The organism is Acidovorax facilis (assembly GCF_050626955.1).
Classification (GTDB): Bacteria; Pseudomonadota; Gammaproteobacteria; order Burkholderiales; family Burkholderiaceae_C; genus Acidovorax; species Acidovorax facilis.
This window is the reverse complement of the sequence record NZ_CP192460.1, coordinates 4,373,845-4,396,899: the sequence shown is the minus strand read 5'-3', so window position 1 is coordinate 4,396,899 and position 23,055 is coordinate 4,373,845. Positions and strand designations below refer to the sequence as shown.

20 protein-coding genes and 1 riboswitch are annotated in these 23,055 nt (G+C 65.3%); of the genes, 14 read left to right on the top strand and 6 right to left on the bottom strand.

Going from position 1 to position 23,055, the window contains the following annotated elements; translation table 11 throughout:
• The first annotated feature begins 64 nt into the window (after positions 1–64).
• From ACQ4MJ_RS20150 to ACQ4MJ_RS20135, 4 genes are all read left to right on the top strand, one after another.
• A complete protein-coding gene (locus ACQ4MJ_RS20150; RefSeq protein ID WP_431151505.1) occupies positions 65–1,771 on the top strand; it encodes an IPTL-CTERM sorting domain-containing protein in 1,707 nt (568 codons plus the stop codon).
• 29 nt (positions 1,772–1,800) lie between these two features.
• Positions 1,801–1,909, top strand: a riboswitch (S-adenosyl-L-homocysteine riboswitch).
• Positions 1,910–1,966: 57 nt separating this feature from the next.
• Positions 1,967–4,681, top strand: a complete 2,715-nt coding sequence (gene metH, locus ACQ4MJ_RS20145) for a methionine synthase (protein WP_431151506.1) — start codon at positions 1,967–1,969, stop codon at positions 4,679–4,681.
• A gap of 513 nt (positions 4,682–5,194) precedes the next feature.
• Positions 5,195–6,262, top strand: coding sequence for a hypothetical protein (locus ACQ4MJ_RS20140; protein WP_431151507.1), 1,068 nt, complete (start codon positions 5,195–5,197; stop codon positions 6,260–6,262).
• A gap of 17 nt (positions 6,263–6,279) precedes the next feature.
• Positions 6,280–6,780 carry a hypothetical protein gene (locus ACQ4MJ_RS20135; RefSeq protein ID WP_431151508.1) on the top strand — a complete coding sequence of 167 codons (501 nt, stop codon included), beginning with the start codon at positions 6,280–6,282 and terminating at the stop codon, positions 6,778–6,780.
• 91 nt (positions 6,781–6,871) lie between these two features.
• Here ACQ4MJ_RS20135 and ACQ4MJ_RS20130 read toward each other — a convergent pair whose 3' ends face one another.
• Positions 6,872–7,468: a shikimate kinase gene (locus tag ACQ4MJ_RS20130; protein ID WP_055398746.1), complete on the bottom strand. Its 597-nt coding sequence runs from the start codon at positions 7,466–7,468 to the stop codon at positions 6,872–6,874.
• A gap of 167 nt (positions 7,469–7,635) precedes the next feature.
• Positions 7,636–8,781 (bottom strand): serine hydrolase domain-containing protein, encoded by a 1,146-nt coding sequence (locus tag ACQ4MJ_RS20125; protein WP_431151509.1) that lies wholly within the window; start codon positions 8,779–8,781, stop codon positions 7,636–7,638.
• A gap of 191 nt (positions 8,782–8,972) precedes the next feature.
• On the opposite strand from ACQ4MJ_RS20125, the gene ACQ4MJ_RS20120 reads away from it, so the two are divergent.
• Positions 8,973–9,899, top strand: coding sequence for a YihY/virulence factor BrkB family protein (locus ACQ4MJ_RS20120; RefSeq protein WP_121507908.1), 927 nt, complete (start codon positions 8,973–8,975; stop codon positions 9,897–9,899).
• A 117-nt stretch (positions 9,900–10,016) separates the two neighbouring features.
• Positions 10,017–10,826, top strand: coding sequence for a glycine zipper 2TM domain-containing protein (locus ACQ4MJ_RS20115; RefSeq protein WP_431151510.1), 810 nt, complete (start codon positions 10,017–10,019; stop codon positions 10,824–10,826).
• 65 nt (positions 10,827–10,891) lie between these two features.
• On the opposite strand, the gene ACQ4MJ_RS20110 is transcribed toward ACQ4MJ_RS20115, so the two are convergent.
• The 4 genes from ACQ4MJ_RS20110 to fdxA all read right to left on the bottom strand — a co-directional run bounded on the left by ACQ4MJ_RS20110 (position 10,892) and on the right by fdxA (position 14,101).
• A complete protein-coding gene (locus ACQ4MJ_RS20110) occupies positions 10,892–12,079 on the bottom strand; it encodes an amidohydrolase family protein (RefSeq protein ID WP_431151511.1) in 1,188 nt (395 codons plus the stop codon).
• 68 nt (positions 12,080–12,147) lie between these two features.
• On the bottom strand, positions 12,148–12,867 hold the full coding sequence (locus tag ACQ4MJ_RS20105) for a TetR/AcrR family transcriptional regulator (protein ID WP_121421900.1): 720 nt from the start codon (positions 12,865–12,867) through the stop codon (positions 12,148–12,150).
• A 51-nt stretch (positions 12,868–12,918) separates the two neighbouring features.
• On the bottom strand, positions 12,919–13,695 hold the full coding sequence (locus ACQ4MJ_RS20100) for a ferredoxin--NADP reductase (RefSeq protein ID WP_431151512.1): 777 nt from the start codon (positions 13,693–13,695) through the stop codon (positions 12,919–12,921).
• 76 nt (positions 13,696–13,771) lie between these two features.
• Positions 13,772–14,101, bottom strand: a complete 330-nt coding sequence (fdxA, locus tag ACQ4MJ_RS20095) for a ferredoxin FdxA (RefSeq protein WP_056057161.1) — start codon at positions 14,099–14,101, stop codon at positions 13,772–13,774.
• A 175-nt stretch (positions 14,102–14,276) separates the two neighbouring features.
• Between fdxA and ACQ4MJ_RS20090 the strand changes: the two genes are divergently transcribed.
• The 8 genes from ACQ4MJ_RS20090 to ACQ4MJ_RS20055 all read left to right on the top strand — a co-directional run bounded on the left by ACQ4MJ_RS20090 (position 14,277) and on the right by ACQ4MJ_RS20055 (position 22,933).
• On the top strand, positions 14,277–15,896 hold the full coding sequence (locus ACQ4MJ_RS20090; RefSeq protein ID WP_431151513.1) for a 6-hydroxynicotinate reductase: 1,620 nt from the start codon (positions 14,277–14,279) through the stop codon (positions 15,894–15,896).
• Positions 15,897–15,908: 12 nt separating this feature from the next.
• Positions 15,909–16,829, top strand: coding sequence for a UPF0280 family protein (locus ACQ4MJ_RS20085; RefSeq protein ID WP_431151514.1), 921 nt, complete (start codon positions 15,909–15,911; stop codon positions 16,827–16,829).
• 21 nt (positions 16,830–16,850) lie between these two features.
• Positions 16,851–17,492: an amino acid synthesis family protein gene (locus ACQ4MJ_RS20080; RefSeq protein WP_121507904.1), complete on the top strand. Its 642-nt coding sequence runs from the start codon at positions 16,851–16,853 to the stop codon at positions 17,490–17,492.
• A gap of 23 nt (positions 17,493–17,515) precedes the next feature.
• Positions 17,516–18,100 carry an amino acid synthesis family protein gene (locus tag ACQ4MJ_RS20075; protein ID WP_431151515.1) on the top strand — a complete coding sequence of 195 codons (585 nt, stop codon included), beginning with the start codon at positions 17,516–17,518 and terminating at the stop codon, positions 18,098–18,100.
• Positions 18,101–18,173: 73 nt separating this feature from the next.
• Positions 18,174–19,382 carry an ABC transporter substrate-binding protein gene (locus ACQ4MJ_RS20070; RefSeq protein ID WP_055398805.1) on the top strand — a complete coding sequence of 403 codons (1,209 nt, stop codon included), beginning with the start codon at positions 18,174–18,176 and terminating at the stop codon, positions 19,380–19,382.
• Positions 19,383–19,497: 115 nt separating this feature from the next.
• Complete coding sequence (locus tag ACQ4MJ_RS20065) at positions 19,498–21,405, top strand: ABC transporter permease (RefSeq protein WP_431151516.1); 1,908 nt, start codon at positions 19,498–19,500, stop codon at positions 21,403–21,405.
• Positions 21,402–22,187 (top strand): ABC transporter ATP-binding protein, encoded by a 786-nt coding sequence (locus ACQ4MJ_RS20060; protein ID WP_055398725.1) that lies wholly within the window; start codon positions 21,402–21,404, stop codon positions 22,185–22,187. The genes ACQ4MJ_RS20065 and ACQ4MJ_RS20060 overlap by 4 nt, the downstream gene beginning before the upstream one ends.
• 2 nt (positions 22,188–22,189) lie before the next feature.
• Positions 22,190–22,933 (top strand): ABC transporter ATP-binding protein, encoded by a 744-nt coding sequence (locus ACQ4MJ_RS20055; RefSeq protein WP_176889093.1) that lies wholly within the window; start codon positions 22,190–22,192, stop codon positions 22,931–22,933.
• Positions 22,934–23,055 lie beyond the last annotated feature (122 nt).

Below are 23,055 nucleotides of genomic sequence, written 5' to 3'. Positions count from 1 at the left end.
GATTCCGGGTGGAAACGTGGCGTTACACTTTGGTCACCCCTCCACTTCGAATCGGGACTTCGCCATGCTCCAACGTGTTTTGCTGTGGCTCACTGCGCTCTTGTTGGCCATGGTGGCTGCGACCGCGGCGCATGCCCAAGATGCGGACCTGTCCATCACGAAGACCGATGGTGTGGCCACGGCCGTCCCGGGCGGGTCGGTGACCTACACCATCACCGCCAGCAACGCAGGGCCGGACCCCGTCGTCGGCGCCACGGTTGCGGACACCTTTCCCGCCGTGCTCACCGGCACCTGGACCTGTGTGGGCGCAGGCGGCGGTACCTGCACCGCCGCAGGCAGTGGCAACATCAACGACAGCGTCAACCTGCTAGCGGGGGGATCGGTCACCTACACGGTGAGCGCCACGATCAACGCTTCTGCGACCGGAACGCTGACCAACACCGCGACAGTGACGTCCGCCGTGAACGACCCGGTTCCCGCCAACAACAGTGCCACCGATTCCGACACGCTCACGCCACAGGCCGATCTGGCCATCACCAAGACCGACGGGGTGACCACGGCCACGCCGGGCGGATCGGTCACCTACACCATCACCGCCAGCAACGCGGGGCCATCCAATGCGCCGGGGGCCACGGTGGCGGACACCTTCCCCGCATCACTCACCGGCACCTGGACCTGCGTGGGCGCGGGTGGCGGCACCTGCACCGCCGCAGGCAGCGGCAACATCAACGACACCGTCAATCTGCCCGCCGGAGGATCGGTTACCTACACCGTCAGCGCCACGGTGAGTGCAGCGGCCACAGGGACGCTGGCCAATACCGCGACGGTGACAGCGCCGGGCGGAGTGACCGATCCCGTCTCGGGCAACAACAGCGCCACGGACTCCGACACCATCACGCCGCAGGCCGATCTGTCCATTACCAAAACGGACGGCGTGACCACGGCCATACCTGGCGGCTCTGTCACCTACACCATCACCGCCAGCAACGCGGGGCCGTCCAATGCGTCGGGGGCCACGGTGGCGGATACCTTCCCCGCAGCGCTCACCGGCACCTGGACCTGCGTAGGCGCGGGTGGCGGCACCTGCACGGCAGCGGGCAGCGGCAACATCAACGATAGCGTCAACCTGCCCGCCGGTGGATCGGTGACCTATACGGTGAGCGCCACAGTGAGTGCTGCGGCCAGCGGAACGCTGGTGAACACCGCGACGGTGACAGCGCCGGGCGGGGTGACCGACCCCAATCCGGGCAACAACAGCGCCACGGATTCCGACACCATCGCATCGCAAGCCGACCTGACCATCACCAAGACCGATGGCGTGACTACGGCCAACGCTGGCGGCTCGGTGACCTACACCATCACCGTCAGCAATGCCGGACCGTCCAACGCCCCTGGCGCGACGGTGGCAGACACCCTGCCCGCCGTGCTGACCGGCACCTGGACCTGCGTGGGCTCCGGCGGCGGCACCTGCACGGCGGCGGGCAGCGGCAACATCAACGACGTGGTCAATCTGCCTGCGGGCGGATCGGTGGCCTACACCGTCACCGCCACGGTGAGCGCGTCGGCAACGGGGACACTGGTCAACACCGCGACGGTCGCGGCCCCGGGTGGCATGACCGACCCTAACCCCGGCAACAACAGCGCCACCGATACCGACACCATCACGGCAGTGGCCGCGAGCGCGATTCCGTCGTTGTCCGAGTGGGCTTTGTGGCTGATGGCTGGCTTGATGCTGCTGGCCGCACTCCGGGGCCGCCGCCCAGTGCGCTGATCCCGGGCGGGCAACTTACAATCGCCCCTCGGCCCAAGGAGCGTTGCAGCGACTTGCCATGCCCGGCTTGGTGCATGGCGATTCGTCAGGCTTGGGCCCCGCGCACCCCACCGTACACCGCAACGACGCTCACCTGTTTTTCTGCTGCCCCTGCACAGGTGAGTGAGTCCTATGTCTGCTGTATCCCTGCCCCCCATGAAGCTGTCCGGTCTGGAGCCCGTCTCCATTGGCGAGGGCACCTTGTTCGTCAACATCGGCGAGCGCACCAACGTCACCGGCTCCAAGGCGTTCGCGCGCATGATTTTGAACGGCCAGTACGAAGAAGCCCTGGCCGTGGCGCGCCAGCAGGTGGAGAACGGCGCCCAGGTCATCGACATCAACATGGACGAGGCCATGCTCGACAGCAAGGCCGCCATGGTGCGCTTTCTGCAGCTCATCGCATCCGAGCCCGACATCGCCCGCGTGCCCATCATGGTGGACAGCTCCAAGTGGGAGGTGATCGAGGCCGGTCTGCGCTGCGTGCAGGGCAAGGGCATCGTCAACTCCATATCCATGAAGGAGGGCGTGGACAAGTTTAAGCACGAGGCGCGCCTGGTGCGCCGCTACGGCGCCGCTGCCGTGGTCATGGCGTTTGACGAAAAAGGCCAGGCCGACACCTACGAGCGCAAGATCGAAATCTGCGAACGCGCCTACCGCATCCTGGTCGATGAAGTGGGCTTCCCGCCCGAGGACATCATCTTCGACCCCAACATCTTTGCCGTAGCCACCGGCATTGAAGAGCACAACAACTACGCCGTCGATTTCATCGAGGCCACGCGCTGGATCAAGCAGAACCTGCCCGGCGCCAAGGTGTCGGGTGGGGTATCGAACGTGTCGTTCAGCTTCCGTGGCAACGATCCGGTGCGCGAAGCCATCCACACCGTGTTTCTGTACCACGCCATCAAGGCCGGCATGGACATGGGCATCGTCAACGCGGGCATGGTGGGCGTGTACGACGACCTGGAGCCCGTGCTGCGCGAGCGCGTGGAAGACGTGGTGCTCAACCGCCGCCCGGATGCTGGTGAGCGCCTGGTCGAGATCGCCGAAACCGCCAAGAGCGGCGCCAAGGACGAAAGCAAGAAGCTCGAATGGCGCGGAACGCCCGAGCACCCCAAGACCGTGGGCGAACGCCTGTCGCACGCGCTGGTGCATGGCATCACCGACTTCATCACCGAAGACACCGAAGAGGCCTACCGCGAGATCCTGGCCAAGGGCGGCCGCCCGCTGCACGTGATCGAAGGCCCGCTCATGGACGGCATGAACGTGGTGGGCGATCTGTTTGGTGCGGGCAAGATGTTTTTGCCCCAGGTGGTGAAAAGCGCGCGCGTGATGAAGCAGGCCGTGGCCCACCTGATTCCCTACATCGAGGAAGAAAAGCGCCAGGACGAACTGGCCGGGCGCGATGTGCGCAGCAAGGGCAAGATCGTCATCGCCACCGTCAAGGGCGACGTGCACGACATTGGCAAGAACATCGTCACCGTGGTGCTTCAGTGCAATAACTTCGAGGTGGTGAACATGGGCGTGATGGTGCCCTGCCACGAGATTTTGGCGCGCGCCAAGGTGGAGGGCGCCGACATCGTGGGCCTGTCGGGCCTGATCACCCCCAGCCTCGAAGAAATGCAGTACGTGGCGGGCGAGATGCAGAAGGACGAGCACTTCCGCATCAAGAAGATCCCGCTGCTGATCGGCGGCGCCACCACCAGCCGCGTGCACACCGCCGTCAAGATCGCGCCGCACTACGAAGGCCCCGTGGTCTATGTGCCCGACGCCTCGCGCAGCGTGAGCGTGGCGCAGAGCCTGCTGGGCGACGGCGTGCAGAACTACGTGGACGAGCTCAACGCGGACTACGACAAGGTCCGCACCCAGCACGCCAACAAAAAGGCCACGCCCCTGTGGCCCCTGGCCAAGATCCGCGCCAACAAGACGCCGATCGACTGGTCGGCCTATCAGCCCACCGTGCCGCGCGCGCTGGGCCGCCGCGTGTTCAAGAACTTCGACCTGGGCGAGCTGGCCAAGTACATCGACTGGGGTCCGTTCTTCCAGACCTGGGACCTGGCCGGCCCGTACCCCGCCATCCTCACCGACGAGATCGTGGGCGGGGAAGCCACGCGTGTGTTTGCCGATGGGCAGGCCATGCTCAAGAAGATCATCGAAGGCCGGTGGCTCACGGCCAGCGGCGTGATGGCCCTGCTGCCCGCCAACAGCGTGAACGATGACGACATCGAGTTCTATACCGACGACACCCGCACCGAAGTGGCCATGACCTGGTACGGCCTGCGCCAGCAAGCCGAGAAACACACCATCGACGGCGTGACCCGCCCCAGCCGCTGCCTGGCCGACTTTGTAGCGCCCAAGAGCAGCGGCATTGCCGACTACGCAGGCATGTTCGCCGTGACGGCGGGCCTCGGGATCGAGAAGAAGGAAAAGGCCTTCATCGACGCGCTGGACGACTACTCGGCCATCCTGTTCAAGAGCCTGGCCGACCGCTTGGCCGAAGCCTTTGCCGAAGCCCTGCACCACCGCGTGCGCACCGACCTGTGGGGCTACGCTGCCGGTGAAGCGCTGAGCAACGACGACATGATTGCCGAGAAGTACCAGGGCATCCGCCCCGCGCCCGGCTACCCCGCCTGCCCCGACCACAGCGCCAAGACCGACCTGTTCCGCGTGCTGCAGGCTGGCGAGATCGGCATGTCGCTCACCGAAAGCCTGGCCATGATGCCCGCCGCCAGCGTGAGCGGCTTCTACATCGGCCACCCCGACAGCGTGTACTTCAACGTCGGCAAGATCGGCGAAGACCAGCTGCACGACATGGCCCAGCGCCGTGGGATGGATGAGAAGGTGTTGGAGCGGTTGCTGGCGCCTAATCTGTGATGCCATTGGATGCATCTTGCTGTTAATTGTGTAGCAATTTGCGCTTGCGGATAAAGCGCTGGAGGCTGATTCGGCTTGATTTTGAGGACCTCGTGACCTCGTGACCTCGTGTCGCACTGGTTGCCCTCGTCCTTTGTCCCGCCCGTTCCCCCCCACCCCTTCGGGCTGGGCCTGTCCAAGCCAGGGCGGTTCCGCTGAACAGTCCCTCGACAGGCAGGGCGAAAGCTCTGGCTGCCCGATCAAGACTCCTGACCAGACTTTCCGCTAGATCGAACGCAGGGTTCCGTCCCGAGCCCTTGGTGTGGCCGGGCGGTTCTTCTCTCTGTGGGTAGGTGTTCTTCCCAGCTAGGGAGATTCCTAGCTAGGAATCGCCTGTATAGCTATACGAAGGTAAAACCGGTTCAATCACGTTCATCCCCCATGGCTGCATCAAGTGGCAGATGCCCCAAGGGATGGCCTGAGGCCCAGTGCCCATCGTGCCCAGGGATGGATCAATACCGACAGCTCTTCACCATGCAAATCACTACCAACACCAGTACTTGGGCACTGTCCGGCAGTGGCGCTGCTACAGCACCCACGGACCCCAGTTTGTCTCAGGAGACGGGCTTTGCTAACGAAAGCACCGCGACGTCTTTGCAATCCGGCTTGATGCTGGCGCAGGCCGACACCCTCAACCCCACCGCCAGCAGCAACACCGCGCAAAGCGCCAACTCCACGCCGTTCTGGGGGGCTGGCACCGTGCCTGCGCCCAATGCCTTGACCGCGTTGCGGAATGCCGAGCGCGACCGGACCGATCCATTGCGCCTGGGCGTGAACGAGATTTACCGCGACGCCATTACCCTGGCTGCGGATCGCACGGGCTACCCACGCGCCACGATTGCGGCCGTGATATCTGCAGAAGCGGGCCCGCTGCGCGGCAAGCGTCTGGACGATGCCACCAACCAGCGCTTTTTTGGCGAGCTGCATCCGCAGCTGGACCCAAAAGCCAAGCTGGACAAGGCAGGGGCCGCCGAGTGGAAGGCCCTGCGCCGTGAACTCTCGGCCACCTGGGACCCGCAGAGCTACAACACCACCAGCAAGGCTGGGGGCTTGACGCAATTTCTGGAAAGCACCTGGATCGAATCGGCCACCAAGCCGGGCAGCTACGTCAATGAACAGGCCAAGTCCCTGGGGCAGGTGAACAATGCCAACCAGGTGGTGGACCGGGCTGCGCTGCTGAACTTGCGCTTTGACGCCACCACCTCCATCGTGGCTGCGGCTGAGCTGGACAAGGGTTACTTCACCCAACTGAGCGCCCGCACCAACGAGGATGGCACCCCTCTGGTGCCTGCCGATCTGTCCGCAGACAAGAAAGCGCAGTACATCTATCTGGTCCACCACGAGGGGGCGAATGGTGCCGCGCAAATCCTCAAAGGCACGCTGACCGATGCGCGCGCTGAAGGCCTGCTGAAAAACCACGTGGCTGATGCCGACAAGCGCCAGGCGATGATCGACGCCCACGACGGCAGTGCAGCCAAGGCTTACACGGCTTACCTGTGGCAGTACATTGAGCAGCGCATAGTGCCCGCCAACTTCCGTTGAAACGCCCGACCCCTGCCATGACTTGTTCCTTGTCCGCTCGACTTCGTCCCCTTGTACGTTTTGGTGCCGTGGCGCGCAGCGTGGCGTGTGCTGGAGCACCAAAAGCGCTGTGCGCCGCGCTGGCACTGGCCCAGCCCGTCTGCTGGGCCCAGGCCCAGGCGCCTGCTCTTGCCGCCAGTTCGACCTTGCCAGCCAGCCGCCTGGCGGCGCAGTGGGAAGGCCCGGCCTTGGTGGGGCAGTTGCAGTTACGACTCATCGTGTTGGATACTGAACGCGGCGTGGTGGCGGCAGCGCTCACGGTTGGATCGCCGCAGTGCAGCGGCGGTCTGGACAGCCTGGGGCAGTGGCAACGAGGCACCTTGGTGCTCAAGCCCTACCGGCCCGAACCCGACGCTGCCGCTTGCGAGGTCCAGGTGCGGGTGGATGCCGACGGGCGCCGGGCCTGGGTGTCCGAGACGGGTTGCGGTGCCTATCGGGGCGCTGCCTGTGTGTTTGAGGGGCAGTTGCAGGCGCGGTAGAGGGAGCTGCTCGCTGCTGCAGGGGGCATGAAAATGGCGGCTAGCGCTTGCCGGTAAAGCGCAAAAAGCTATTGATTTAATAGCAAATAATTCAAACGCGGTCGTCGTGCGGCGCGCCCGAAAAGGTTGGGGCATCTGACGCGCCGTGCGGCACTTGCTCCCCCTGTGCCCCCGCCGCCATCTCCAGCTGCATCATGATCATGTTGACCAGCGTGTGCACAGTGGGGCGGCCGGTTTCGATGACGTAGTGGGCGGTTTCGCGGTACAGGCCATCGCGCTGGGCGTACAGGTCGCGCAGCTTGTCCATGGGGTTGCCGCCTTGCAGCAGGGGGCGGGTCCGGTCGTGTTTGACGCGCCGGTAGATTTCTTCGGGCGAGGCGCGCAGGTACAGCACGTTGCCAAACTGACGCAGGGTTTCGCGGTTTTCGGGGCGCAGCACGGCGCCGCCGCCGGTGGACAGGACCATGCCACCAGCTTGCCCGGCCACGTCGGCCAGGGCCTGCGACTCCAGGTCGCGAAAGCGGGCTTCGCCCTCGGCCTCGAAGAAGCTGCGGATGGTGGTGCCGATGGTCTGTTCCAGCCGGTGGTCCAGGTCGATGAAGGGCACCCCCGCCCGGTGGGCCAGCTGGCGGCCGATGGTGGATTTGCCGGAGCCGGGCATGCCGACCAGTGCGCAGCGGATCTGCATAGGTTCAAAAAAGAGGTCTGGGAGACGGGTATGCGTGCTGCGGGTGGAGCTGCGTCGCGTGCCGTGATTGGGCGTTGAGTGTAAGCCGTGGCCTCCGTTGCCATGCGCAGCGGTTGCAGCTGGCGCTGCCCCGGCCTGGGACGCAGCTCCTCAAGGAGGTGTGCTCATCAAAGCGCCGCGTACACCAGCGCCGGATACAGCTCGCACAGGGTGCGCAGTTGGCCCGGCGCCTGGGTGAGCAGGATGGCGAACAGGTCTTCGGCGGGGTCTACCAAAAAGAAGGTGCCGCCCAGTCCGCTCCAGCTGTAGGTGCCTGTCGAACCGGGGCTGGATGCCAGGCCGGTGGCCTTGCGAACGGCCACGCCCAGGCCAAAGCCGTAGCCTGCGGGCAGGATGTCGCCCACCGGGGGGATACTGCCCAGGTGGTCGGCGGTCATGAAACCGACGGTGGCGCGGCTGGCCAGGCGGAGGGTGTGGCCGTCCGGGCCTTGTACGGTGCCCTGGCCCAGCATCAGCTGCAAAAAGCGTGCGTAGTCGCTGGCGGTGGACACCAGCCCGCCGCCAGCGGATTCAAACGCGGGCGGGGCCGAGACATCGATCAACGCCACTTCGGCCCCGGTCTGCGGGTCGCGCGCGAACGGCTCGGCGAGGTCGGCCAGGCGGTGGGGCAGTACCGAAAACCCCGTGTCGTGCATGCCCAGGGGTTCCAGAATACGGCGTTTCAGGAGGGTGCCCAGGCTCTCGCCTTCGACCACCTCCAGTACCGCACCCAGCACATCGGTGGCGCGGCTGTATTCCCAGCAGCTGCCAGGCTGGTGCACCAGCGGCAGCGGGCCGAGCGCGGCGACCAACTCGGCATTGCTGTGGCGCCGCGAGCCGACGCGGGCCGCCCGGTATTGGTCGGGCACCGTGCCGGCCTCCCACGCATAGCTCAGCCCGGCGGTGTGGCGCAGCAGGTCGTGCACCGTGGCTTCGCGCTGCACGGGGGTGGTGGTGCCGGTGGCTTCGTCGTACACCCGCTGGCCCGCAAACGCCGGCAGGTAGTGCGAGACAGGGTGCGACAGCAGCAGGCGGCCTTCTTCCATGAGCATCAGCGCTGCCAGCGAGGCGATGGGTTTGGTCATGGAGTAGATGCGGAACACGGTGTCGGGCGCCATGGCGGGCGCGCCTGCCCCGGGCCGCTGGGCGCCTACGGCTTCGTGCAGCACCGTGCGCCCTTGGTGGTGCACCAGGGCCACTGCGCCGGGCAGCAGACCCTGGTCGACGTGGGTCTGGAGTGCGGCGCGCAGGTGGGCAAAGGCGTGGGGGTGCATGGGGCGGTGTCTCCGGGTGGATGGGTGTCGGCCCTGAGAATATCCGCGCGCGTGGGGGTTGGCGGGTCACCTGGGCAACAGGCTGGGCCACTGTTGCAGGGGGCTATGGGATCGATGTGGGATCGGGCCTACCGCAGTTGCAGCGAAACGCGGGTGGACGCGCGGGGGCTGCCGCCGTAGGCTAGCCGCATATGGCAGCACCCTCCCTGAAGCGCCGCGCACTGCGCCTTGTCAAACCCGTGTGGACCCTGCTCCAGCCTTTCTGGCGAGCCACCACGCTCTGGCTGGACGCCGACGGGCTGCGCATGAGCGCCGCCATGTCGTTCTACGGCATGCTCAGCCTGGCGCCCCTGTTGCTGTTGCTGGTGGGGGTGCTGGGCTGGTGGATGGACCGCAGCTATCTGGAAAGCAATCTCATCGCACAGGTGCAGGCTGTGATGGGGCAGCAGGTGGCCGACGTGGTGCGGCAGGCGATGGCCAGTGCGCAGGCCCCGGCCGAGGGGCGGCTGGCATCGCTGGTGGGGTTTGTGGTGCTGGTCTCAGGCGCCACCGGGGTGTTTGTCGAGTTGCAGTCGGCGCTGGAGCACCTGTGGCGCGGCGAAGGCCCCCTGCCGCAGCGGGCCGCCTGGTGGCGCATGGCGTCGCTGCGCCTGCGGGGGCTGGCCTACGTGCTGGCGCTGGGTTTCTTGCTGCTGGTGTCGCTGGCGCTGTCCACGCTGATCCACCTGCTGGCGGGCTGGGCGGGATCGCGACTGGCGCTGGCGCCGCTGGCACCGGCCATGCAGCTGGTCAATGAAGTGGTGGCCTTTGGCTTTGCCGTGGCACTGTTTGTGGGCCTCATGCGCATTGGCGCCGGGGCCAAGCCGCCGCCGCGCTGCATCATGGCCGGGGCCGTGGTGGGCGCCACGCTGTTCACGGTGGGCAAGCAGCTGCTGGCCTGGTACCTGGCCACGGCGGCAGTGGTGTCGGCCTATGGCGCAGCGGGGTCGCTGGTGGTGCTGCTGATGTGGATCTATTTCTCATCGGCGGTGCTGCTGTTTTCAGCCAGCTGCGCCCGGGCTTTTCAGGAGCTGGGTGCGCTACCTGCAGCGCGGGGGCGTCTGCATGTGCCGCAATAGGCTGGTTCTTAAACAGGTTCTTACGTCCTTTACAGACGCTACGCCCGGATTTCCGGGCTGGCTGGTTACGCTGGCGGCCATTCATCCAGAGCTTTCTGGATCTTTCGGAGAAAAATCATGAGTCTTATCGTTTCGCCTTCCACCCACACTTCCGCCGTTCCTGTGGCACAGGCTGGCGCCCTTGGCGGCGCGGCCAGCCCTTCCCTCAAGTGGCTGTGGGTCGCTATCGGCGTGCTGGGCGTGAGTGTGGTGGCGCTGGGCACGACCCTGGTGGTGCAGAACGCGGGCAAGTCCGCCGCCGACGCGCAACCATTGGCCATGACGGCGCAGCCTGCGCCAGGAGTGCCAAGAGCTGAGAATTTGCAACAAAAACCGGCGCCAGCGCTTGTTGGTAATAGAAATATTGCTACCAATAATGTAGCAAATCAACCGCCCGCAGCTTCGCAAGGTTATGCCGGGCAACCCCCGCAGCAATACCAGCCACAGCAGCAGCCACCGCTGCGCACTGCCGCACAGGCCCCCCTGTGTGCCACCTGTGGCCGCGTCGAGTCGGTGCAAGCCGTGCAGCAGGCGGCCCCGGCCACAGGCGTAGGGGCGGTGGCGGGCGGTGTGTTGGGGGCCGTGGTGGGCAACCAGGTGGGCAAGGGCTCGGGCCGTACGGCCGCCACTGTGCTGGGCGCCGTGGGCGGCGGCTACGTGGGCCACAAGGTGGAAGAGCGCACGCGCACGCAGACGGTCTACCAGATCGCGGTGCGTATGGAAGACGGCTCGGTGCGCCGCTTCACCCGCGCACAGCCCACCGCCGTGGGCACGCCCGTCGTGCTGCAGGGCAAAGGCTTCCGCGTGGACGATGGCGCCGCCATGCGCGCTGAAGAACCTTACCCGCGTGCACAGCCCGGCGCGGTGCGAGTGGCGGACACGTATTGATTCGACCGCACCTCTCCCAACAGAAAGCCCGCTGATTGCGGGCTTTTTTGTGGGATGAGCGTGGGCTACAGCACCACCGGGATCTCGGTCGCGGGTGGTGTATTGCGGCTGCGCCCGCAGCGCACCAGGCCGTCGATCATCACCATGCCGATGCCCGGGATGTCGCCCAGCTGTACGCTTTCCAGCAGCGTGGCGCCAGCCGTGTGCTGGGCGCGGTCCATGAAGACGAAGTCGGCCGCGCGGCCTACCTCGATGAGGCCGCAGTTCAGGTTGCGGATGCGCGCCGTGTTGCCCGTGGCAAAGCAGAACACCAGTTCGGCGGGGATGTCGGCAAAGCTCGATATCAGCGCAATCATGCGCAGCATGCCCAGGGGCTGCACGCCCGAGCCAGCCGGGCCGTCGGTGCCCAGGATCACGCGGTGCGGGCACTTGAGCTCGATGGCCGCCCGCGCGGCCTGGATGGCGATCTTCTCATTGCCGTTGTGCACCAGCTCGATCGCGCGGGACGACTTTTCGCACAGCTCGCACACATGCTTCCAGGGCAGCGCGGTGTGGCCGCCGTTGATGTGGCCGATCACGTCGGCATCGGCCTCCAGCACCACGTCTTTGTCGATCAGGCCTGATCCGGGGATGGACGGGCCGCCCGTGTGGATGGTGCTCTGGATGCCGTGCTTGCGCGCCCAGGCCACCATCTCTTTGGCCTCGTAGCCCGCCTTGACGGAACCCAGGCCCACTTCGCCCAGCAGCGTCACGCCGGCGTCGGCCAGGTCCTTGAAGTCCTGCTCGGTCATGCCTTTTTCGATGACCGGGGCGCCCGCGATCACCTTCACGCCGCCGGGGCGGAAGTTGTCGAACGAGCGCTGCGCGGTGATGGCCAGGGCCTTGAGTCCCACGATGTCCTTGGGGCGGCCGGGCAGGTGCACTTCACCGGCCGAGACCATAGTGGTCACGCCGCCGTTCATGGTGGAGTCGATCCAGCCGATCTGGTTCTGGCGCGGCGTCCAGTCTCCGAACACGGGGTGTACATGGCTGTCGATCAGGCCCGGCGCCACGCAGGTCTGGCGTGCGTCGATCACGGTGTTGGCGTGGTCGGTGTCGCAGTCCTTGTAGCGGCCCACGGCCACGATAAGGCCATCATTCACCACGATGGTGTCGGCGTCGAGGATGGGCCGGTCCAGGTCGCCCGACAACAAAAGACCGATGTTCTGGATGACGACCTTGCCCGATTTGCCGCCTGCTGCTGCTTCTGCCATGGATTCTCCTCGTGGGGTGGTGGGCGGGGCACCACGCGGCACCCCGCAGGGAAAAATCTCTTGTTGATTCAGGCCGCTGCGACCCTGCCCTTGGGCAGACTGGGGCCGGGCGCCACAGTGCGCAGCACGCTGTCGATGACAAACGATTCCCAGTGCGCCAGCGCGTCGGGCGTCTCCAGGTCTTCGCCCAGAAAGGCCGACAGCGTGTGCCGGTTGGACATGTAGAAGTAGCCCGTGGCGGCAATCAGCAGGTACACATCGCGCGCCGACACATCCTTGCGGAACAGCCCCTGCGTCTGGCCGCTTTCGAGCACGCGGCGGATCACCTCGATGGCGGGCGACGAGTATTCACGGGCGCGCATCGACTTGGAGATGTGCTTGCCCTTGTGCAGGTTCTCAGTGTTGAGCAGCGTGATGAACTCGGGGTTCTTGCGGTAGTAGCCCACCACAAAGCGGATTACCGCCTGCAGCGCCTCCACCGGTTTGGCGGTGTCCAGGTCCAGTTTGGACTCCGCATCGTTCATGCGCCGGTAGGTTTCCTCCAGCACCTCGATGAACAGGCCTTCCTTGCTGCCGAAGTAGTAATAGATCATCCGGTCGAAGGACTTGGCCGCCTTGGAGATTTTCTCCACGCTGCCGCCTTCGTAGCCGTAGCGGGCGAACACCTTGGTCGCCGCCTTCAGGATGTTGTCGCGCGTGGTCTGTGCGGCCTGTTCGCGCACGCCCGTCTTGCGGGCAGAGGCTGCGCGGGGGGACGCGGTCCGGGTCTTGGTGGGAGTGGCAGACATGGCGGGTCCTGGTGGATGAGGCGGTCCCCCGGTGCGGGGGCCGCCGGGGGATCACTGCTCTGCGAACGCGCGTTCGATCACGAAGTCGCCAGGCTTCGTGGTGTTGCCTTCCTTGAAGCCACGCTCTTCCATCATGTGCTTGAGGTCGCGCAGCATCTCGGGGCTGCCGCAGATCATCACGCGGTCTTCCATGGGGTTGAGCGCGGGCAGGCCCAGGTCGCGCGCCAGCTGGCCGTTTTCGATCACGGTGGTCACACGGCCCTGGTGCTTGAAGGGCTCGCGCGTCACGGTGGGGTAGTACTTGAGCTGCTTGGTGACCATCTCGCCCAGGAACTCATGCTGCGGCAGCTCCTGCGTGATGTAGTCGTGGTAGGCCAACTCCTTCACCTCGCGCACGCCGTGCACCAGGATGACTTCCTCGAATTTCTCATAAGTCTCGGGGTCGCGGATCAGGCTCAGGAACGGGGCCACGCCCGTGCCGGTGGACAGCATGTACAGGCGCTTGGCGGGCAGCAGGTAGTCGATCAGCAGGGTGCCCGTGGGCTTCTTGCCGACCACGATGGTGTCGCCCACCTTGATGTGCTGCAGGCGCGAGGTCAGCGGGCCGTCGGGCACCTTGATGGACAGGAACTCCAGGTGTTCTTCGTAGTTGGGGCTCACGATGCTGTAGGCGCGCAGCAGGGGTTTGCCGTTTTCGCCACGCAGGCCAATCATCGTGAAATGCCCGTTGGAAAAGCGCAGCGCGGTGTCGCGCGTGGTGGTGAAGGAGAAAAGGCGGTCCGTCCAGTGGTGGACCGTCAGGACGCGTTCGTCAAGAAAGGCGCTCATGGTGCGTTAGATGGAAAAGTTGGAAACAAATAAGAAATCTGGCTGAAGCTGGCTCAGATTCAGGGCCCCAAGCGCTCTACAGCGCAATGTTCAGGCCTGAAAGCTTGTGGCTCACAACCCTCCATTGTTCCGCATCTGGCAAAGCCGCTTTTCTTTTGGTGATTGTGGGCAGCGTGGGCGCCAGCTTTTTGTTGAACTGCAGGAAGATTTCCATGCCCTCGGGCAGGTCGTCTTCGGCATAGATCGCATTGGCCGGGCACTCGGGAATGCACACCGCGCAGTCGATGCATTCGTCCGGGTCAATGACCAGGTATTCCGGCCCTTCCTTGAAGCAATCGACCGGGCACACATCGACGCAGTCGGTGTACTTGCACCGAATGCATGCGTCCGTCACAACGTGCGTCATTTTGGGGCTCCTCGTGCACCGTTTTTGGGGGTGCGAAAACACCATTGCAGAGTCTGGTTGATTCCGCTACATTGACATCAAATGTAGTGTTCACAACATTTAAGTTAAGTGAATGCTACACAAAATGCAATGCGCGTACAAGCACTTGCAACAAAGCAATGAATGGGTTGCCACGATGACTGAACACACCAAGACCGATGGGCTGCCGGGCATGGATGCGCCAGATCTGCCGCAGGTGCTCGAGCGTGCCCGGCCCCGCAACGAGCGCATGAACGCGGCCAAGGTCGAGTGCAATGCGTGCCCCGTGCTGTGCCAGATCTCCGAAGGCCGCGCAGGTGCTTGCGACCGTTACGCCAACCAGGCGGGTGTGCTCGTGCGACTGGACCCGGTGGTGTTGCTGCGCAAGACGCTGGAAACGGGCGAGGCCACGCTGGTGCCGTTTGCGGGCCGCGCCCCGGCTGCAGGAGACGCTGAGACCGCAGTGGCTTCAGCACCCACATGGAACGGCGATCTGCTGCTGTCTGAAGAGGTGTTCGTGACGGGCGTGGGCTCATCCACCACCTACCCCGACTACAAGCCGGCGCCCTTCATCGTGGGCTCCAAAACCGATGGTGTGGACATGGTCACGGTGGTCACTGAGGGCATCTTCAGCTACTGCAGCTTCAAGGTGAAGATCGACACCGATCGCTTCCTCGGCTCCGAGCAGGCCAACGTGCGTTGCAAGGGCGAGGTGGTGGGCCACGTGACCACGGCGGAATACGGCTCACAGATGCTGTCGCTCGGCGGCGTGCACCACCTCACGGGTGGCACCAAGAAGGAGGGCCGCATCACCGCTGAGATGATGCAGGCGCTGGGCAACAAGCAGGCCGTGGAGTTCACCATCGACGGCGGCTCGCAGCTCGTGATCCAGGCCGGGCGCGCACCCATCGTCAACGGTGTGGCCGAACAGCGCATGCGCGTGGGCTGCGGCTCTGCGGCCATTGGTATCTTTGCGCGCCAGTTCTTCGGCCATGCCGACGAGGTGGTGGTGGTGGACGACCACATTACGGGCGTGCTCACCGAGCATCAGGCGGGGCGCTGTCTGGACATGAAGCCCTCGGGCATCCAGATGCGCGGGCGCAAGTCCACGCCGGGCCGCTATTTTCAGGTGGCGAATCCGGGCACCGGCTGGGGTGGCACCGACATTGCCGACCCGCTGTCCATCATCGAGGGCTGGGACGAATCCGTCGCCTGGCCGGGGTTGCGCCTCTTGATGACCTCCACCACGGGGGAGCATGCCTCCTGGTACGTGCTGGACGAGCAACTGAATCCAGTGGAAGCCGAGATGCCTGTCGAGGTGCGCCGCATCGTGGACCGCATCGGCGAAAACTGCGAGCCTTCGCTGGCGTCTGTGCTGTTCCTCGGCGGTGCGGGCGGCAGCCTGCGCGCAGGGGTTACCGAGAACCCGGTGCTGCTCACCCGCTCCATCAAGAATGCGCTGGTCAATGTGACCTGCGGCGGTGCCCCCGCCTATGTGTGGCCGGGCGGCGGTATCACCGTGATGGCCGACGTGCTGCGCATGCCGGACAACAGCTTTGGCACTGTGCCCACGCCCGCCATCGTGGCACCCATCGAGTTCAGCATGCGCCGCGCGGACTACGAAGCGCTGGGCGGGCACACCGAACAAATTCGCAGCCTGCGCGAAGTGCTGGAGCGCGGTGCGTGGCACAACGACGGTGCGCCGCAGGCGCGCGTGTGGCAGACCTTGCCCGCGGCCAATCCGTGGCCGCTGGGCCGCCCACCCCTGCTAGGCTGAGTGAGCCGCGCTGTGAACGCTTGCCGCAAACTCCTTTCCGACGGCCGCTGGCACTTCCAGCATGGCCCGATGGACCTCATCCTTCAGGCCGAAGGGGCGCGCGACGCCGTGACCCACGCGCACGAGCGCGCCTGGCAACGTTTTGAAGGGCTGCTGCAGGAGCTGGTGAGTGAACTCCCAGGCCTGCGGGCGCCGGTGGGTGAGCGCTGCGCGTTGCAGGGCGTGGTGGCGCGCCGCATGTGGGCCGCCTGCAGTCCCTACCGTGCGGGCTTCATCACGTCGATGGCTGCGGTGGCCGGTGCGGTGGCCCAGGAAATTCTGGCGTGCTACGAACAGCAGGGCATAGACCGCGCCTGGGTCAACAACGGCGGCGACATTGCGTTGCACCTGGCGCCCGGCCAGTCGGTCACGGTGGGGGTGTACGCTGACATCGCCGCACTCAACGCTGCACAGTTGCGCAACGGCTTGGTGCTGGATGGGCAGATCCGCATCGACAGCGCCATGCCGGTGCGCGGTGTGGCCACCAGTGGGTGGCGCGGGCGCAGCCAGTCGCTGGGCATTGCGGACAGCGTCACGGTGCTGGCGCGCACGGCCGCGCAGGCCGATGCGGCAGCGACCATTGTGGCCAATGCGGTCAATGTGCAGGACGCGCGCATTGGTCGCATGCCTGCGTGGCTGGTGCGGGACGACAGTGACCTGGGTGCCATTCCTGTCACCGTGGATGTGCCTGACTTGCCCGAAGAGCAGGTTCGCCGGGCTTTGCAGCAGGGGTTGCAAAAAGCGCAAGAATTGCAGTCCAGCGGCCTGCTGTGGTTTGCGCTGCTGGCGTGCCAGGGGCAGTTTCTGGCGACCGCAGCACCGCCAGCCCTGGCCGGTGCTGTGTGGCCCCCACTAGCGGTGATGAAATCGGAAGTTGGTTCAGTATTTGCTTAACGAATTGCACAGGTCTCCAAAATGATCCAGATACGACGCGTTTTCACCCATCTTGAGGAAATCCGGCACGAATTCGGGCCGGTGGCTGAGGTGCCGCTGCTGCGTGGTGCCATCGGTGCGGTGCTGACCAACCCGTTTGCGGGCCGGTACGAACCCGACATCTTGCCCATGATGGATGCCCTGCAGGACGTGGGGCTGGACATGGCCCAGCGCCTGCTCAAGGCCATGGCTGTGCCCGCCGAGCGCATTGAGACTTACGGCAAGGGCGCCATCGTGGGGGCAGCTGGCGAGCTGGAGCACGGCGCGCTGTGGCATGTGCCCGGTGGTTATGCCATGCGCGAGCTGCTGGGCTGGAAGGGCGACCGCAACGCCTACGCCAAAGGCCTGGCCGAAGAGAAGACCGGGCAACCCGCCAATGCACTGTCTATCGTGCCTTCCACCAAGAAGGTGGGTGGCCCCGGCGCGGCGCTGGATGTGCCGCTCACCCACATCAACGCGAGCTACGTGCGCAGCCATTTCGATGCCATCGAAGTGCGGGTGCCCGGCGCACCCACATCGGATGAAATCGTCTTCATCCTGGCCATGTCCACCGGCGCTCGCATCCATGCACGCGTTGGAGGCCTCAAGGCCGCAGACATCAGCCAGTGGAACGGCCTGCGCTGATCCAAACCCAAGGAGATACCCACATGTCCGCCAAGATCCGGAAGATCATTGTTCAAACCGACGAAGTCCGCGTGGAGATGGGGCGCGACGTACAGCCGCCTGTGCGCAAGGCCCTGGCCATGGCCGTCATCGAGAACCCCTGCGCGGGCCGCTATGTCGAGAACCTCGACGAACTCGTGGCCATCGGTGAAGAGTTGGGCGCACTGCTGGGTGCCCGTTGCGTCGCAGCCCTGGGCATTGAACCTGGCCAGGCACAGAGCTACGGCAAGGCCGCCATCGTGGGCGAGGCGGGCGAGCTGGAACATGCCGCCGCCATCCTGCACCCCAAGCTGGGGGCGCCACTGCGTGTGGCGGTCGAGAAAGGCGCTGCCCTGGTGCCGTCCAGCAAGAAGATCGGCGGCCTGGGCACCGCCATCGACGTGCCCCTGGGCCACAAGGATGCCGCCTATGTGCGCAGCCACTTCGACGCCATGGAGGCCCGCGTGGCCGACGCCCCCCGCGCCAACGAAATCGTGGTCGCCATCGTCGTGACCGACAGCGGCCGTCCGCTGGCACGCATTGCCGGTCTTCAGGCCTCCGAAATCAAAGGCGAGGATGGACTGCGCTGATCTGAGCGCGCACTACCATCCCGAGCAGTCTCACCAGTTCCCCTTCCCCAACCCACCTTTCAGGAGTTTCCCCATGACGATGCGACGAAACCTCATGCGTGCCACGGCCGCAGCCGCGCTGGCATTCACGCTGGCCCCTGTGGTGCACGCCCAGGATGTCATCAAGATTGGCGAGATCAACAGCTACAAGGCGCAACCCGCCTTCCTGGAGCCCTACAAGAAAGGCATGGAGCTGGCGGTCGATGAGATCAACGCATCGGGTGGGGTGCTGGGCAAGAAGGTCCAGCTCATCATCCGCGACGACAACGCCAACCCTGGCGACGCCGTGCGTGCTGCCGAAGAACTGGTGTCGCGCGAAAAGGTCGATGTGCTCACGGGCTCGTTCCTCTCGCACATCGGGCTGGCGCTGACCGACTTTGCCAAGCAAAAGAAATTCTTCTTCCTGGCCGGTGAGCCACTGACCGACAAGATCGTCTGGCAAAACGGCAACCGCTATACCTACCGCCTGCGTCCCTCCACGTACATGCAGGTGTCGATGATGGTGCCCGAGGCAGCGGCCCTCAAGAAAAAGCGCTGGGCGCTGGTGTACCCCAACTACGAGTATGGTCAGTCGGCCGTGGCCACGTTCAAGCAGCTGCTCAAGGCGGCCCAGCCCGATGTGGAGTTTGTGGCCGAGCAGGCGCCCCCGTTGGGCAAGGTCGATTCGGGTAGCGTGGTGCAGGCCCTGGCCGACGCCAAGCCGGATGCGATCTTCAACGTGCTGTTCGGTGCCGATCTGTCCAAGTTTGTGCGCGAAGGCAACACGCGTGGCCTGTTCCAGGGCCGTGAAGTGGTCAGCCTGCTGACGGGCGAGCCCGAATACATGGACCCGCTCAAGGACGAAGCGCCGAACGGCTGGATCGTCACCGGCTACCCCTGGTACGGCATCCAGACGCCTGAGCACAAGGCCTTTCAGACTGCCTACCAGGCCAAGTTCAATGACTACCCGCGCCTGGGCTCCATCGTGGGCTACAGCGCCATCAAGTCGCTGGCCGAAGGCATGAAGAAGGCCGGCTCCACCGACACTGAAAAACTCGTGGCAGCTTTCAAGGGCTTGCAGGTGCCCACGCCGTTTGGCCGCATCACCTACCGCCCCGAGGACAACCAGTCCACGATGGGCGGCTATGTGGGCCGCACCAAGAACGAAGGCGGCAAGGGTGTGATGGTGGACTACCGCTATGTGGATGGCAGCAAAGTCCAGCCCTCAAACGACGAAGTCAAGAAAATGCGCCCCGCCGACTGACGGCCGCGCAAGGCCGGGGAGGGCTCCCTCCCTGCCAACTGCCCCTGATCTCTGAACCATAGCGCAGGCGCCGACCTGCAGGGATGGACCTTGCCGTGACCCCGAAGGATGTGGAATGAGTTTTTCGAGTTTTATCGTTCAGCTGCTCAACGGACTGGCGGGGGCCTCCTCGCTGTTCCTGGTGGGCGCAGGGCTGTCGCTGATCTTCGGTGTCACGCGCATCGTCAACTTTGCGCATGGCTCGTTCTTTATGGTCGGCATCTATGTGGCCTATTCGCTGGTGGCCAAGCTGGGCACCGGCCTGGGCTTCTGGCCCGCGCTGCTGCTGGCGGCGGTGGTGGTGGGAGCGCTGGGCGCTTTGGTGGAGGTGGTGCTGCTGCGCCGCATCTACAAGGCGCCCGAGCTGTTCCAGCTGCTGGCCACGTTTGCGCTGGTGCTGGTCATCAAGGACGCTGCGCTGTGGTTCTGGGGGCCGGAAGAACTGCTGGGCCCGCGCGCGCCGGGGCTGTCGGGCTCGGTCAACATCCTGGGGCGGCAGTTCCCTTCGTATGACCTGTTTCTGATCGTCGTGGGCCCGGTGGTGCTGGGCCTCTTGTGGCTGCTGCTCACCCGCACACGCTGGGGCACTCTGGTGCGCGCTGCTACGCAAGACCGTGAAATGGTCAGCGCCCTGGGCGTGAACCAGGCCTGGCTGTTCACGGCGGTGTTTGCCCTGGGCGCGCTGCTGGCGGGCCTGGGCGGTGCGTTGCAGTTGCCGCGCGAACCCGCCACGCTGGAGATGGACCTCAACACCATCGGCGCAGCGTTTGTGGTGGTCGTGGTGGGGGGCATGGGCTCCATTCCGGGCGCCTATGTCGCGGCCCTGTTGATCGCCGAAATCAAGGCCATCTGCATCTGGCTGGGCGTGGTGGACATCTTCGGTTTCAGCGTGTCGTTCTCCAAGCTCACGCTGGTGGTGGAGTTTCTGGTGATGGCCGTGGTGCTGGTCTGGCGCCCCTGGGGCCTCATGGGCAAGCCGCAGGGCGTGAGCCGCAACACCGGCCTGCCCGAGGCGCCTCTGCGCCAGCCCGAGCGCTGGTTCAAGCTCGGTGGCGCGGCGTTGGTGGTTGCGCTGGTGCTGTTGCCGTTGCTGACGACGGGCTCGCCATACCTCACGGTGCTGATGATCGACCTGCTGATTGCCGCGCTGTTTGCGGCCAGCCTGCACTTCATCATGGGCCCGGCGGGCATGCATTCGTTCGGCCACGCTGCGTACTTTGGCCTGGGCGCCTATGCCGCAGCGCTGCTGGTGCGCTCGGCGGGTATCCCCATGGAGCTGGCGCTGGTGCTGGCGCCGCTGTCGGCGGCGGCGGGCGCGCTGCTCTATGGCTGGTTCTGCGTGCGCCTGTCGGGCGTCTACCTGGCCATGCTGACGCTGGCGTTTGCCCAGATCACCTGGGCCATCTGCTACCAGTGGGACGGCTTCACGGGCGGCAGCAACGGCCTCACGGGCGTATGGCCGGCCGAGTGGCTGTCAGACAAGCGCAACTACTACTACCTCACGCTGGCCCTGGTGGTGGGTGGTGTGCTGTTGTTGCGCCGCGTATTGTTCTCGCCGTTTGGTTACGCGCTGCGGGCCGGGCGGGATTCCGTGCTCCGGGCCGATGCGATCGGCATTGACGTCAAGCGCATGCAGTTGACGGCTTTCGTCATCGCCGGCCTGTTCGCCGGCCTGGGCGGCGCGCTGTTCGCGTTCTCCAAAGGCAGCATCTCGCCCGAGACGCTGCATGTGGGCCGCTCGGTCGATGGCCTCGTCATGGTGCTGCTCGGCGGGATCCAGACGCTGGCGGGCCCTGTGGTGGGCGCCGTCACCTTCACCTGGCTGCACGACACCGTGGCGCGCAACACCGACTACTGGCGCGCCATGCTGGGCGCCATCATCCTGATCCTGGTGCTGCTGTTCCCGCAGGGCATTGCGGGCGCCATCAAGCAGATCTTCGACAACAAGCGCGAAGCCAAGAACACGAAGGAGGGCACGGCATGAGCCTGCTCAAAGTCTCTGGCCTGGGCAAGTCCTTTGGCGGCGTCAAGGCGGTGGATGGCATCCACTTCGAGCTGGCTGCCGGCGAGCTGCTGGCGCTGATCGGCCCCAACGGCGCGGGCAAGTCCACCACCTTCAACATGGTCAACGGCCAGCTGCCTGCCGATGCAGGCTCCATCCAGCTCAATGGCCAGGAGCTGGTGGGCCGCAAGCCGCGCGACATCTGGCGCATGGGTGTGGGCCGCACTTTTCAGATCGCTGAAACCTTTGCATCGCTCACGGTGGTGGAGAACGTGCAGATGGCACTGATCTCCAACGACAACCGCCTGTTTGCGATGTGGCGCAAGGCGGCAGACCACAAGCGCGACGAGGCCCTGGCGCTGCTGGACCAGGTGGGTATGAAGTCGCAGGCCGACCGCCCCTGCAGCGTGCTGGCCTATGGCGACGTCAAGCGCGTGGAGCTGGCCATCGCGATGGCCAACGCGCCGAAGCTGCTGCTCATGGACGAGCCCACCGCTGGCATGGCGCCCAAGGAGCGCAACGAACTCATGGCGCTCACCAAGCAGCTGGTGATCGACCGCAACATGGCCGTGCTCTTCACCGAGCACAGCATGGACGTGGTGTTTGCCTATGCCGACCGCATGATCGTGCTGGCGCGCGGGCGCCTCATTGCCGAGGGCAAGCCGCTGGAGCTGCGTGACCACCCCAAGGTGCAGGAGGTGTACTTCGGCACCGGCAAGACCTTCGAGAAGAAAACGGCAGCCGCTGCTGCAGAGGCCGCATGAGCATGACGACCAACGAACCCAAAGAGCTGCTGCTGCAGGCCAAAGGGCTGCAGGCCTGGTATGGTGCGGCGCAAATCCTGTATGACGTGGACCTGGACGTGCGCCGGGGCGAAGTCGTGGCCCTGATGGGCCGCAACGGCGCGGGCAAATCCACGACACTCAAGACCCTGATGGGCATGCTGGCCAAACGCAAGGGCCAGATCCAGTTCATGGGCAAGGACATCTCCAAAAGCGACCCGCACGATGCCGCGCGCCTGGGCCTGGGCTTTGTGCCCGAAGACCGCCGCGTGTTCACCGACCTCACGGTGATGGAGAACCTGGAGGTAGGCCGCCAGCCCGCCCGCACCTGGCCCGACGGCACCGCCGCCCCGGTGTGGACGCCCGAGCGCCTGTTCAAGCTCTTCCCCAACCTGGGCGAGATGCCCCAGCGCCCCGGCGGCCGCATGAGTGGTGGCGAGCAGCAGATGCTCACCGTGGCGCGCACGCTCATGGGCAACCCCTACCTGGTGCTGCTGGATGAGCCCTCCGAAGGCGTGGCCCCCGTCATCGTGGAGCAGATGGCGCACATGATCCTGGAGCTGAAGGAGCAGGGCGTGAGCATTCTGCTGTCCGAGCAGAACATGCACTTTGCCGAGCTGGTGTCCGACCGCGCCTATGTGCTCGAAAAGGGCCAGATCCGCTACCAGGCCAGCATGGAAGAGCTGGCCGCCAACGAAGAGGTGCGGCGCGCTTACCTGAGCGTGTGATGCACCTGCGCAGCCGTGCGATGTGGTGCGCCGCACACGGGTGCTGTTGGTTACAAAAAACACCTCTTCAAACACTTGCGCGATGCGAGCACAAGCCCCGAAACTGGCGCCTTTGATGTAAG

Bases quoted from the DNA above. Each gene is read 5' to 3' on its own strand.
- fdxA (WP_056057161.1), bottom strand. From the start codon at position 14,101: ATGACGCACGTTGTGACGGACGCATGCATTCGGTGCAAGTACACCGAC.
- ACQ4MJ_RS20150 (WP_431151505.1), top strand. From the start codon at position 65: ATGCTCCAACGTGTTTTGCTGTGGCTCACTGCGCTCTTGTTGGCCATG.
- ACQ4MJ_RS20055 (WP_176889093.1), top strand. From the start codon at position 22,190: ATGACGACCAACGAACCCAAAGAGCTGCTGCTGCAGGCCAAAGGGCTG.
- ACQ4MJ_RS20080 (WP_121507904.1), top strand. From the start codon at position 16,851: ATGATCCAGATACGACGCGTTTTCACCCATCTTGAGGAAATCCGGCAC.
- ACQ4MJ_RS20140 (WP_431151507.1), top strand. From the start codon at position 5,195: ATGCAAATCACTACCAACACCAGTACTTGGGCACTGTCCGGCAGTGGC.
- ACQ4MJ_RS20135 (WP_431151508.1), top strand. From the start codon at position 6,280: ATGACTTGTTCCTTGTCCGCTCGACTTCGTCCCCTTGTACGTTTTGGT.
- ACQ4MJ_RS20120 (WP_121507908.1), top strand. From the start codon at position 8,973: ATGGCAGCACCCTCCCTGAAGCGCCGCGCACTGCGCCTTGTCAAACCC.
- ACQ4MJ_RS20060 (WP_055398725.1), top strand. From the start codon at position 21,402: ATGAGCCTGCTCAAAGTCTCTGGCCTGGGCAAGTCCTTTGGCGGCGTC.
- ACQ4MJ_RS20130 (WP_055398746.1), bottom strand. From the start codon at position 7,468: ATGCAGATCCGCTGCGCACTGGTCGGCATGCCCGGCTCCGGCAAATCC.
- ACQ4MJ_RS20125 (WP_431151509.1), bottom strand. From the start codon at position 8,781: ATGCACCCCCACGCCTTTGCCCACCTGCGCGCCGCACTCCAGACCCAC.
- metH (WP_431151506.1), top strand. From the start codon at position 1,967: ATGAAGCTGTCCGGTCTGGAGCCCGTCTCCATTGGCGAGGGCACCTTG.
- ACQ4MJ_RS20105 (WP_121421900.1), bottom strand. From the start codon at position 12,867: ATGTCTGCCACTCCCACCAAGACCCGGACCGCGTCCCCCCGCGCAGCC.
- ACQ4MJ_RS20100 (WP_431151512.1), bottom strand. From the start codon at position 13,695: ATGAGCGCCTTTCTTGACGAACGCGTCCTGACGGTCCACCACTGGACG.
- ACQ4MJ_RS20075 (WP_431151515.1), top strand. From the start codon at position 17,516: ATGTCCGCCAAGATCCGGAAGATCATTGTTCAAACCGACGAAGTCCGC.
- ACQ4MJ_RS20090 (WP_431151513.1), top strand. From the start codon at position 14,277: ATGACTGAACACACCAAGACCGATGGGCTGCCGGGCATGGATGCGCCA.
- ACQ4MJ_RS20070 (WP_055398805.1), top strand. From the start codon at position 18,174: ATGACGATGCGACGAAACCTCATGCGTGCCACGGCCGCAGCCGCGCTG.
- ACQ4MJ_RS20115 (WP_431151510.1), top strand. From the start codon at position 10,017: ATGAGTCTTATCGTTTCGCCTTCCACCCACACTTCCGCCGTTCCTGTG.
- ACQ4MJ_RS20110 (WP_431151511.1), bottom strand. From the start codon at position 12,079: ATGGCAGAAGCAGCAGCAGGCGGCAAATCGGGCAAGGTCGTCATCCAG.
- ACQ4MJ_RS20065 (WP_431151516.1), top strand. From the start codon at position 19,498: ATGAGTTTTTCGAGTTTTATCGTTCAGCTGCTCAACGGACTGGCGGGG.